The 9,553-nt window shown below is 46.2% G+C and carries 8 protein-coding genes and 9 tRNA genes; 1 reads left to right on the forward strand and 16 read right to left on the reverse strand.

Annotated features, from left to right (window positions below; all coding sequences use genetic code 11):
- Genes glgA through ACHWTJ_RS12995 form a run of 3 tightly spaced genes read right to left on the reverse strand, consistent with a single transcriptional unit; the run spans nucleotide 1 to nucleotide 3,741 of the window.
- Nucleotides 1-1,452, reverse strand: coding sequence for a glycogen synthase GlgA (glgA, locus tag ACHWTJ_RS12985; RefSeq protein ID WP_394679819.1), 1,452 nt, complete (start codon nucleotides 1,450-1,452; stop codon nucleotides 1-3).
- Between the two features lie 14 nt (nucleotides 1,453-1,466).
- A complete protein-coding gene (glgD, locus tag ACHWTJ_RS12990) occupies nucleotides 1,467-2,567 on the reverse strand; it encodes a glucose-1-phosphate adenylyltransferase subunit GlgD (RefSeq protein WP_035409446.1) in 1,101 nt (366 codons plus the stop codon).
- A gap of 13 nt (nucleotides 2,568-2,580) precedes the next feature.
- The gene (locus ACHWTJ_RS12995) at nucleotides 2,581-3,741 is read right to left on the reverse strand and encodes a glucose-1-phosphate adenylyltransferase (RefSeq protein WP_294743298.1); all 1,161 of its coding nucleotides are present in this window, start codon (nucleotides 3,739-3,741) and stop codon (nucleotides 2,581-2,583) included.
- A gap of 206 nt (nucleotides 3,742-3,947) precedes the next feature.
- On the opposite strand from ACHWTJ_RS12995, the gene ACHWTJ_RS13000 reads away from it, so the two are divergent.
- Nucleotides 3,948-5,723, forward strand: coding sequence for a transglycosylase domain-containing protein (locus tag ACHWTJ_RS13000; RefSeq protein WP_394679820.1), 1,776 nt, complete (start codon nucleotides 3,948-3,950; stop codon nucleotides 5,721-5,723).
- A gap of 1 nt (nucleotide 5,724) precedes the next feature.
- Here ACHWTJ_RS13000 and ACHWTJ_RS13005 read toward each other — a convergent pair whose 3' ends face one another.
- The 13 genes from ACHWTJ_RS13005 to ACHWTJ_RS13065 all read right to left on the reverse strand — a co-directional run bounded on the left by ACHWTJ_RS13005 (nucleotide 5,725) and on the right by ACHWTJ_RS13065 (nucleotide 9,503).
- The gene (locus tag ACHWTJ_RS13005) at nucleotides 5,725-6,291 is read right to left on the reverse strand and encodes a DUF5366 family protein (RefSeq protein WP_294743301.1); all 567 of its coding nucleotides are present in this window, start codon (nucleotides 6,289-6,291) and stop codon (nucleotides 5,725-5,727) included.
- A gap of 246 nt (nucleotides 6,292-6,537) precedes the next feature.
- Nucleotides 6,538-7,011: a tRNA (uridine(34)/cytosine(34)/5-carboxymethylaminomethyluridine(34)-2'-O)-methyltransferase TrmL gene (trmL, locus tag ACHWTJ_RS13010; RefSeq protein ID WP_023467320.1), complete on the reverse strand. Its 474-nt coding sequence runs from the start codon at nucleotides 7,009-7,011 to the stop codon at nucleotides 6,538-6,540.
- 3 nt (nucleotides 7,012-7,014) lie between these two features.
- Complete coding sequence (locus ACHWTJ_RS13015; RefSeq protein ID WP_394679821.1) at nucleotides 7,015-7,494, reverse strand: methylated-DNA--[protein]-cysteine S-methyltransferase; 480 nt, start codon at nucleotides 7,492-7,494, stop codon at nucleotides 7,015-7,017.
- The gene (gene queG / locus ACHWTJ_RS13020) at nucleotides 7,469-8,629 is read right to left on the reverse strand and encodes a tRNA epoxyqueuosine(34) reductase QueG (RefSeq protein WP_294751783.1); all 1,161 of its coding nucleotides are present in this window, start codon (nucleotides 8,627-8,629) and stop codon (nucleotides 7,469-7,471) included. The genes ACHWTJ_RS13015 and queG overlap by 26 nt, the downstream gene beginning before the upstream one ends.
- 89 nt (nucleotides 8,630-8,718) lie before the next feature.
- A tRNA-Gly gene (locus ACHWTJ_RS13025) sits at nucleotides 8,719-8,789 on the reverse strand.
- Nucleotides 8,790-8,793: 4 nt separating this feature from the next.
- Nucleotides 8,794-8,874 (reverse strand) — tRNA-Leu (locus ACHWTJ_RS13030).
- Between the two features lie 36 nt (nucleotides 8,875-8,910).
- A tRNA-Cys gene (locus tag ACHWTJ_RS13035) sits at nucleotides 8,911-8,984 on the reverse strand.
- Nucleotides 8,985-8,990: 6 nt separating this feature from the next.
- Nucleotides 8,991-9,065 (reverse strand) — tRNA-Gly (locus tag ACHWTJ_RS13040).
- Between the two features lie 8 nt (nucleotides 9,066-9,073).
- A tRNA-Gln gene (locus tag ACHWTJ_RS13045) sits at nucleotides 9,074-9,145 on the reverse strand.
- A 10-nt stretch (nucleotides 9,146-9,155) separates the two neighbouring features.
- Nucleotides 9,156-9,228 (reverse strand) — tRNA-His (locus ACHWTJ_RS13050).
- Between the two features lie 9 nt (nucleotides 9,229-9,237).
- Nucleotides 9,238-9,308 (reverse strand) — tRNA-Trp (locus tag ACHWTJ_RS13055).
- Nucleotides 9,309-9,312: 4 nt separating this feature from the next.
- Nucleotides 9,313-9,396: transfer RNA gene (locus ACHWTJ_RS13060), tRNA-Tyr, on the reverse strand.
- A gap of 31 nt (nucleotides 9,397-9,427) precedes the next feature.
- Nucleotides 9,428-9,503: transfer RNA gene (locus ACHWTJ_RS13065), tRNA-Phe, on the reverse strand.
- Nucleotides 9,504-9,553 lie beyond the last annotated feature (50 nt).

Genomic DNA, 9,553 nt, shown 5'->3' on the forward strand with positions numbered 1-9,553 from the left:
TCAAGTGGCGGACGGTGCAATCAAACGATATAACGCCAAGTATTCGTCGGCTGAACGCAACCAGCTAAAGTCCTCATTCATCGCTGTCTCAATCAAATGCTCAAAGACTGGTCGATCATGGTAGACCTCAATCGTACGTTTAATCGCTTCTAAAAACTCGTGTGCATTATAATTCGCGAACGAGAATCCATTTCCTTCTAACGTGAACTGATTGAACGGTTTGACCGTATCACGGAGCCCACCTGTTTCCCTGACGACCGGTAAACAGCCGTATTTCATCGAAATCAACTGACTGAGACCACACGGTTCAAAACGCGACGGCATCAAGAAGGCGTCGCTACCTGCGTAAATCCGTTGTGCAAGACCAGCGTCAAATCCGATATAAGAAGCGATTTTGTCTGGACGAATCGATGTCGCATGATGGAACAGCCCTTCATATTCCGCTTCGCCCGATCCGAGAATGATGAACTGCGCATCGAGTTCAAATAATTCCGGTAAAATATGCGCGAGTAAGTCGATTCCCTTTTGGTCGACAAGACGAGAAACGAATCCGAACAGTGGTATGTCCGGATTGACCGGGAGGCCTAATTCTTCTTGTAAAGCAGCCTTGTTTTTTGCTTTTCCTTCCGTGACGGTATCAACGGAATACGTCTCAACGAGATGCGTATCATGCGCAGGATCAAATTGACGATAGTCGATCCCGTTCAAGATTCCGCGCACGTCGACGGCGCGATGTTGCAAGACTGGTTCCAGTGTCTCACCGTAATACGGATCCATGATTTCATCACGGTACGATGGACTGACTGTCGTAATTTGGTTGGAGTGGACAAGTCCTGCCTTCATATAATTGACGAGACCGTTGTGAGCGATCCCATCGGCTGTGAAATGTTCATGACTCAAACCAAGTAAGTCACCGAGCACTTCTTCCGGGAAGACACCTTGATATTGTAGATTGTGAATCGTAAAGACCGTTTTAATGTCTTGATAACGCTCAAGATGTTGGTAATGGATGCGTAAGAACGCTGGAATCACACCTGTTTGCCAATCGTGACAATGGATGACGTCCGGTACTTCCTTTCGATCCAGATGTTGAATCATCTCAAGGACGGCACGTGAGAAATAGGCAAATCGTTCCGCATCATCGTAATGTCCATAAATGACGCCGTCGCGTTTAAAGTAGTACTCATTATCGATGAAATAGAACGTCACATCGTCTTGTTTCAATCGAAGGACAGCACCAAATTGCTGGCGCCAGCCGACTGGCACGATGAAGTCGAACAAGAACTCCATCTCGGATTTATATTGCTCTTTGATTTGACCGTAATTGGGTAAGACGACCGAAACGTCCGCCCCTTCCTCAGCAAGCGCTAAAGGGAGCGAGCCGACGACGTCAGCTAGCCCCCCTGTCTTGATGAAGGGTGTCGCTTCCGTGGCAGCAAACCATACCTTCATGAATGACATCTCCTTTAAACGATTGTTTGTTTTTTGATGACGATTGGTTCTTCTGCCGTTCCGCGGATGACTTGACCGCGTTTGACAGTAACTTCTTTATCGAGAATCGCGTATTCGACGACCGCGCCCTCTTCAATGACTGATTTTTGCATGATGATCGAATTTTTGACACGCGCATGTTTTCCGACTTTGACACCACGGAACAAGATACTATCCGTCGTCGTGCCTTCTAACTTACAACCGTTTGCAACGAGTGAGTTCTTGATGGCAGAACCCGGTAAGTAACGCGTCGGCGGTTCATGCTTGATTTTCGTATAAACGTGTTGGAAGTCGTTGATTGCTCCCCACTGTTCAAGTAACAGCATGCTCTCACGGTAGTACGAACGAAGCGAGTGAATGACTTGTGATGTTCCACGGTACTCATATCCGTGCACGTGCAAGCGATTAAGTTGCGAACGAATGATACTTTGAAGTAAATCGTACTCACCACGTGCGATTGCTTCATCGATTAGGCGAACGAAGAGATTCTTCGATAGGACGACCGTCTCCATGTAGAACGTCTCATCTGTTGGTTGGAACCCTCGTGATCCGATCGCAGTTACGCGATTTTGTTCGCCAAAACGGATTGGACGGCAGTATTTACATGGTAGTTCACGCTTCGTATACACGACCGTGATATCCGCATTCGATTCTTTATGTTCACGTAGAACGTCACGATAATCTACCGCTGATAAGATGTTTGAACCCGAGACGACGACATAGTTTTCTTTACTACGAAGGAAGAAATCACGGTGGAGATGGAAGTTCGAGAGATCTCCCCGGAACTCGTTCGCATCTTGTGACAATGCAGGTGGGAAGATATAGAGTCCACCATTTGAACGGTCAAGATCCCACTCTTTGCCTGAGCCGAGGTGATCCATCATCCCACGGTATTTCTCAAGCGTAAAAATCCCGATGTTTGCAATATCATTTTGTACCATATTCGTTAATGTGAAATCAATCAATCGATAACGGCCCGCAAATGGCACAGCCGCTAAGTTACGATGCTCCGTCAATTCCTTGAAAAATCCTTCTTCACCACTTAGATTGATGACACCTAATAAATCGACCTTCATTCGAATATCCCCCTTATTGAATCGCTTCTTTGATGACTTCGTTCTTTTTGACGATACTATCTGCTTCAATGACGAAGACTTCTCCGTCCGGAGAACCAATCGTCGCACCATCTTCAACGATGACACCATCTGCTAGAATCGCCCGGTGAATCGTGACATCTCGTCCGATTTTAACGTTCGGGAAGATGACCGAGTCTTTGACGAGTGATCCTTCTGCTACTTCTACGCCATGGAAGAGGACCGAATGATTGATTTCACCTTCGATATGGCATCCTTCATTGATGATGGATGACTCGACCGTTGCAGCGTTTCCAATGTATTGAGGTTGTTGATTCGGGTTGACTGAATAGACTTTCCAAGATGGATCGTATAAATCGAATTCTGGTTCTGCCGTCAATAAATCCATGTTTGCTTCCCAAAGCGATTGAATCGTTCCGACGTCTTTCCAGTATCCTTTGAATTTATACGCACGAATGTTCAGATTTTCAAAGAGCATGTTCGGAATGATGTTCTTACCAAAGTCGAAACTTGATTCCGCATCCCCTGCATCTTGAATCAAATGACGCTTCAACACATCCCAGTTAAAGACGTATATTCCCATCGATGCGAGATTGGATTTAGGATTCTCAGGCTTTTCTTCGAATTCGTTGATTCGGAGATCATCATCGGTATTGAGAATTCCGAATCGCGGTGCTTCTTCCCACGGCACTTCACGAACGGAGATCGTCACATCCGCTCCAGCAAGACGATGTTCTTCAATCATTTGTTCATAATCCATTTTATAGATATGGTCGCCTGATAGGACGAGTACATAGTCAGGGTCGAATTGGTTGATATAACTCATGTTGCGATAAATGGCATTCGCCGTTCCTTCATACCAGTTCTTTCCGTTCTGTGCTTGATAAGGAGGTAGGATCGTTAAACCACCATTACGTCGATCTAAATCCCACGCACTCCCGATGCCGAGATAGCGATTTAATTCAAGTGGTTCATATTGCGTCAATACACCGACTGTATCGATTCCTGAGTTCGTACAGTTCGATAATGGGAAATCAATGATCCGATATTTTCCTCCAAATGCGACAGCTGGTTTTGCAGTATGTTTCGTCAAAGCTCCCAGACGTTTCCCTTCTCCGCCTGCAAGTAACATCGCAACGACATTCTTTTTAGCCATTTCGTCCCCTCCATTTATGCTCTTTTTTTCAGATCTAACCACTTTCAAAAAATCCACAGATACTTCTATATACCCAATCTTTTCTCTTTTTAATATAACATTCCTGCAAATAGGTTTATTAAAATACAAAAATCGAAAAAAAATCTACTGATTTCTCCATAAAAGACCGATAATAGGAATGAAATGGCTTTTTGAAAGGAGTTCTCATGCGAATCACAACCGGATATCTCGTACTCATTGGTCTAGCGGCGATGCTTTTATTTTCCTTATTCTCCATTAAGGATGAGTTGAAGTCCGCACGTACTCTTTTTTTCTGGGCCGATGAACAGACAACACGACATCCATTGACCTCCTACCAACCGATTACTGTCACGTATGAAAATAAACGCGTCGAGCTCTATGACGGATTGCGACGAGATGACTTGACGCCTCAAACATTACCGAAAAAAATAGAACAAGCGTTTGTAGCAATCGAAGATCAACGATTTTATCAACATGACGGATATGACATCACAGGAATCTTACGTGCCTTCACAAAAAACCAGTCCGATTCCAAGTCGCAAGGTGGGAGTACGATCACACAGCAACTAGCAAGAATGACCTATCTATCGAACGAAAAAACATATACCAGAAAAATAAAAGAATTGCTAATTGCAATCTCTTTAGAACAGAAATACTCAAAAAAAGAACTGATGACAGCGTATGTCAATCAAGCCTATTTCGCGAATAATATTTATGGAATCGAACTTGCCGCAAAATCCTATTTCAATAAGTCGGCACGAGAGTTGAATTGGTCAGAAGTCAGTTTTCTGACAGCGATTCCGAATAATCCATCACTCTACGACCCGCTTCGTTTTCCCGAAAACACAAAAAAACGTCAGCAACGAATCGCTCAAGCATTAGTACGCGATCGTGTACTGACTAAGGATTTTACTGTTTCTAATGTGTCGCCCCGATCCTATAAACCGCGTGTCCCTTATCCAGATTATATCGATGCGACCGTTCAAGCTGCCGTTCGGATGACAGCTCAAAAACACGGTTGGAGTGAGAAGCGAGCTGCAGAATATCTGCATCAACAGGGAGCAGTCATCTCGACATATCTCGACTCAGCAGAGCAACGACGAGCTAAAGAAGCCCTTCGTCGTCTACCAGACCCGATTGAAGGAGCCTATGTTGGCATCGATGGACAGACACACGGAGTCACGGCTCTTGTCGGCTATAAATCTGATTTGACGGGTCAGTTCAACCGAGCTGTACAATCCTACCGACAACCTGGTTCAGCCATCAAACCGTTGCTTGTTTATGGACCTTACCTCGAGAAGACGAAAGCCCGATTGTCCAGTACGATAGACGGTAGTCCGATCTGTATCGGTGGATACTGCCCTTCAAATAGTGGGAATCGAATACTTGGACGAGTGACGATTGCCGATGCGATTGCTTATTCCTATAACACACCCGCAATTCGCGCATTCGCCGTCTCATTCCGGGAAGGATTAAAGTCCATCCGTCCGTTTCATTTCAGTCAATGGACACGTGAAGATGATGCGTTTACGAGTGCTCTAGGCGGTTTGCAGTACGGCATCAGTCCATATGAACTGACAAATGCCTATACCGTATTTGTTAATGATGGTCTCTATCGACCGGCATCGATGATTAAAAGTATTACGTTTCGAAATGGAACGGTCGAACGACCACAAGAAAAGGAACAACGGATTTGGTCCAGTCAGACGAACCAAGAACTACGTATTGGTTTAAAAAATGTCATGACCTACGGAACGGGACGCAAAGGATATGACTCATCTGCTCGCTATATCGGAGGAAAAACAGGAACAACGAACGACAATAAGGATATGTGGTTCGTTGGTATCAAAAATCAGCACATCGGAGGAATTTGGCTAGGGGCTGATCGCCCGCGTCCGTTCCCTATCGAAGCAAATGCAACGTTACAGGTCAAGACGTGGGCAACGATTTTACGCCCTTGAGTCAACTCGGAAATAAAATTGCTTCCCCGAAGGAATTAAATAAAGTTAACCCAACCCACGATAGACCAGCAAGCAACACACCCCATGCTAAGAAAGAAAAGATGATCAAACCGACGGCTCCTGCTGCACTCGTCATCTTACTAATCTGTACCGTGTAAAAGATAAAATAGATGAAGAAGGATGCAAGCAACACGATTCCGACATGCAAGAAAGACGTCATGAAAGCGAAGCTGACACACCCTCCGATAAGTAGGAGAATACTTCCCGGACGTAGCATACCGAGTGTCGTTCCTTCTTGTTCCTTGATGAAAAAGGCGAAACCGAGCTGATTGATCGTGTCCGATAATAGTTTAAGCGAACTAAAAATCATGAAATAAACGATTAGGAAGCCGAGCCAAACGACAAGCTTCGTATCGCGTGCCGTCAAGAGTTGCAACAATTCATCATACACACCGACTTGATCGAGCCAATGCAAGGCAAGTTCTGTTGTAGCGATGGCAAGGGACGTACTAAATAACAAGATGCTGATCAGCGGAGCATAACTTAATAGGTAAACGTTCGTACGCATGTGGAGTCTCCATTCATAGAAAATTCATATGTAGCACACAATTTCACTTACAGGTATACTATAATAGATTATATCGGTTCAAGAGACTGAAGGGGGAAACAAAAATGGCATTTATCTTAATGGTCGGCGTAAGTCTTGCGTTTTTGACAGCAATCTTCACTGCAGGCTACAACAAAAAACCTGAAGGTAACGAATAATTCATAAAAGCTCCATCCTACTTCAGGATGGAGCTTTTGCTTATCTTTCTTACAATAGTCCTGCATAGCCTTGCTGACGCAATGCTTCATAGACGATGATCGCTGCCGTGTTCGAGACGTTCAGTGAACGAACGAGGTTTGATTGGGGTAGACGGATACAACGCTCTGCGTTCGCATCGATGACTTCAAGCGGTAATCCTTTTGTTTCCCGACCAAAGACGAAGAAATAATCCTGTTCAACATCCGATAAGTCAATTTGGCTCGGGTACTGTTCTCCATATTTCGTAATATAGTAGAAAATACCTTCCGGATGCTTCTCCCACAGTTCTTCTAACGAATCATGGTAACGGACATCGACGAATTCCCAGTAATCAAGACCTGCACGTTTAAGCTGCTTATCGTCCGTCGAGAAGCCGAGCGGTCGGATCAAGTGAAGGACGGAATGCGTCGCTGCACATGTGCGTGAAATATTTCCCGTGTTTTGTGGAATTTCCGGTTGATACATAACAACATGAATAGCCATGGTTTAATTCTCTCCTGTCTCATGCGCTAAAAGCGCTTCTTTATGGGCAATCCCACTTGCGAAACCCGTCAATTTACCAGTCGCTCCGATGACACGGTGACACGGATAAATTAATGCGATCGGGTTCCGATTCAACGCACCACCAACAGCTCGTGCTGCCTTTGGTTTTCCAATCATTCGAGCCAGTTCACCGTAACTGATTGTCTGACCGAACGGAACAGTTCGTAAAGCTTGTAGCACTTGCTCTGCAAATGGTGTGACACGCAATTGACATGGAAGCACATCAAGCGCTCGTACATCTCCTTGTGCGTAATGATCGAACGCCATGCGCCAAGATTTCGGTAATGTACCTTCTTCTGTCTCTTCTGCTAAATAGGTCCGAGCACGCTCTTCATTCAATCCAAAGTCGAGATATACGATGTGCTCTTTTTCCCATGCGACGAGCAACGTACCGAACTCATAAGTGAGCTGTTGAAATGGCATCTGCTTCCCCCCACTCCTCAAGTAACCGTTGTCCTTCCGTCTGCACATCCACTGCAGTATCGGCTAAAAGACGTGATTCGATGTACGATTTCTCATCAATTCCGCCGATCCGACCAACTGCCCAGAGTGCAAGCGCCCGCATGTCTTCGCGGGCATCCGTTTCCGCCATCGATCGAAGCGCGTCGATGGCACTCTTATCCCGATAATGAACAAGCGCACAAATCGCATTACGTTGAATCGGCTTCTTTCCACGCCACGCACCAGACAATGTCCCGAAGCGGCTCTTGAACTCACGGTTACTCATGGATAAGAGTGGAACTAAGAGCGGTTTGACTTGTTCTGGATCCGGTTGTAATTCAACGTGATGTGTCGCGTTCTTTTTCCGGTTATATGGGCATACTTGCTGACAAGTATCACAACCATACAGACGGTTACCAAGCGCCATCCGAAACGGTTCTGGAAGTAACGTTTTCGTCTGTGTCAAAAACGAGATACACCGCTTAGCGTCGATGACGCCAGGTTCAACAAGCGCATCCGTCGGACAAGCATCGATACATTTATTGCATGTCCCACACAATTCTTCGACTGGCTGATCCGGAGGTAGGACGATATCTGTAATCAGTTCACCAAGATAGAGATAGGATCCGTGCTCCTCACTGATGATCGAGCAGTTTTTCCCACTGAATCCGATACCTGCTCGTTCTGCTACTGCACGATCGACGAGTTCTCCTGTATCGACCATCGAGCGCGTCCTTGCACCTGGACTCAATTCTTGAATTTTTTCTTCAAGTAACTTCAAGCGTTGGCGCAACGCCTGATGATAATCCAGTCCCCAGGACGATCGACAAAAGATTCCCCGTCGCTCCCCTTCCTTGCCACGAGGTGCATTTTTGAGAGTACTTGGATACGCGACCGCAATGGCAATGATCGAAGCGGCATCTTCAACGAGTAGAGACGGTGTCGTTCGAAGATCGAGATCGGGCTCTTCAAAACCAGAAGCGAATCCTTTTTCTTGTTGCGCTTGCAAGCGACGTTTTAAGACAAGAAATGGATCAGCCGTCGTCACCTTCAATTCATCGATCCCAATCTCTGCTGCGTACTCCTGTAAAGCCAATTTCAATTGTACACCAACCATCACGATCTACTCCTTTCCTCGTTAAAATCCTATTCCTAAACAAAAAGAGCAAGGTGTCAGCGAAAACGACACATTGCTCTTTTTTGGTAAGCGGGTGAAGGGAATCGAACCCTCGTCATCAGCTTGGAAGGCTGAGGTTTTACCATTAAACTACACCCGCAAGATACCGGTGGTCGGAATCGAACCGACACTCCAAAGGAACACGATTTTGAGTCGTGCGCGTCTACCAGTTCCGCCACACCGGCACAATCTCTTGCAAAACTATTTAATTGAGAAATAGTTGGAGGCGCCAGTCAGAATCGAACTGACGATAAAGGAGTTGCAGTCCTCTGCCTTACCACTTGGCTATGGCGCCACTCATTGGAGCGGAAGACGGGATTCGAACCCGCGACCCCGACCTTGGCAAGGTCGTATTCTACCACTGAACTACTTCCGCTTGAAAAGCTGGGCTGGAAGGGATCGAACCTTCGCGTGCTGGAATCAAAATCCAGTGCCTTACCACTTGGCTACAGCCCAATAATAAGAGGGCGACTGATGGGAATTGAACCCACGAATGCCGGAATCACAATCCGGTGCGTTAACCACTTCGCCACAATCGCCATGGTAAACAGGGGCAGCAGGAATCGAACCCGCGCTGACGGTTTTGGAGACCGTAGTTCTACCGCTAAACTATGCCCCTATGGTGGTGGGGGGGGGCGGATTCGAACCGCCGAACCCGAGGGAGCGGATTTACAGTCCGCCGCGTTTAGCCACTTCGCTACCCCCCCACAAATGGGAAAATCGTGTCGTTAATAAAGATGGTGGCTTTGGACGGAATCGAACCGCCGACACAAGGATTTTCAGTCCTTTGCTCTACCAACTGAGCTACAAAGCCGATATTAAAATGGCGGTCCTGACGGGATTCGAACCCGCGATCTCCTGCGT

Source organism: uncultured Exiguobacterium sp. (assembly GCF_964277885.1).
Classification (GTDB): Bacteria; Bacillota; Bacilli; order Exiguobacteriales; family Exiguobacteriaceae; genus Exiguobacterium_A.

Coding starts and splice junctions, on each gene's coding strand:
- glgA (WP_394679819.1), bottom strand. CDS start 1,452: ATGAAGGTATGGTTTGCTGCCACGGAAGCGACACCCTTCATCAAGACA.
- glgD (WP_035409446.1), bottom strand. CDS start 2,567: ATGAAGGTCGATTTATTAGGTGTCATCAATCTAAGTGGTGAAGAAGGA.
- ACHWTJ_RS12995 (WP_294743298.1), bottom strand. CDS start 3,741: ATGGCTAAAAAGAATGTCGTTGCGATGTTACTTGCAGGCGGAGAAGGG.
- ACHWTJ_RS13000 (WP_394679820.1), top strand. CDS start 3,948: ATGCGAATCACAACCGGATATCTCGTACTCATTGGTCTAGCGGCGATG.
- ACHWTJ_RS13005 (WP_294743301.1), bottom strand. CDS start 6,291: ATGCGTACGAACGTTTACCTATTAAGTTATGCTCCGCTGATCAGCATC.
- trmL (WP_023467320.1), bottom strand. CDS start 7,011: ATGGCTATTCATGTTGTTATGTATCAACCGGAAATTCCACAAAACACG.
- ACHWTJ_RS13015 (WP_394679821.1), bottom strand. CDS start 7,494: ATGCCATTTCAACAGCTCACTTATGAGTTCGGTACGTTGCTCGTCGCA.
- queG (WP_294751783.1), bottom strand. CDS start 8,629: ATGGTTGGTGTACAATTGAAATTGGCTTTACAGGAGTACGCAGCAGAG.